The following is a 591-nucleotide window of genomic DNA, read 5'->3' on the forward strand; positions in this document are numbered from 1 at the left end:
CGGCGGGCAGGGGCTGCCGAGCGCCAGCACGTCGAGCGCGGCCAGCGCCCGGCGCTCCGAGCCGTCGACGACCTGCAGCGAAGCCTGGTAGAGGGCGTAGCGCGCCATCAGCAGGCGCGAATAGCCGTCGCCGTCGAAGGCATCGAGCCGCAGGCGCGCCACGCGCAGGCCCTCCTGGGCCGCCTGCAGCCGGTTCAAAAAGCCGGGCATCTCGCCGCCGCGCAATTGCCAGTCGGCCAGGGCCTGGTCCAGCACCGAGCGGTATTCGCCCAGGCGCAATTCCATCAACTGATCGGCCCGGTCGCGCTCGCTCTGCAATTGGCCCCGGGCCGCGTCGCGCTGCGCGCGCCACTCCAGGGGCATGGAGAAATCCACGCCGACGACGGTGCTGCGGCCCGGCTGGCCGCCGATGTCGCGGCTCACCGACTGCGACAGCGACACGCCGGCCTCCAGGCCCGTGTGCTGCGCGTTCTCCAGCTGCGCGGCGGCGGTGTCACGCTCGGTGCGGGCCTGGGCTATGGCGGGGTCGTCGCCCGCCTGCGCGAGCAGCGCCTCACGGTCCATGCAGCGCGCGGGCCAGCCCGGGATGGC

The 591-nt window shown here is 74.1% G+C and carries 1 pseudogene; it reads right to left on the reverse strand.

Features of this window, described 5'->3' with window-relative positions:
• Positions 1–564 (reverse strand): annotated as a pseudogene (locus AC27IQ_RS26765) (TolC family protein); the annotation flags it as partial.
• Positions 565–591: the final 27 nt, after the last annotated feature.

The organism is Acidovorax sp. KPB24-07, from assembly GCF_057543315.1.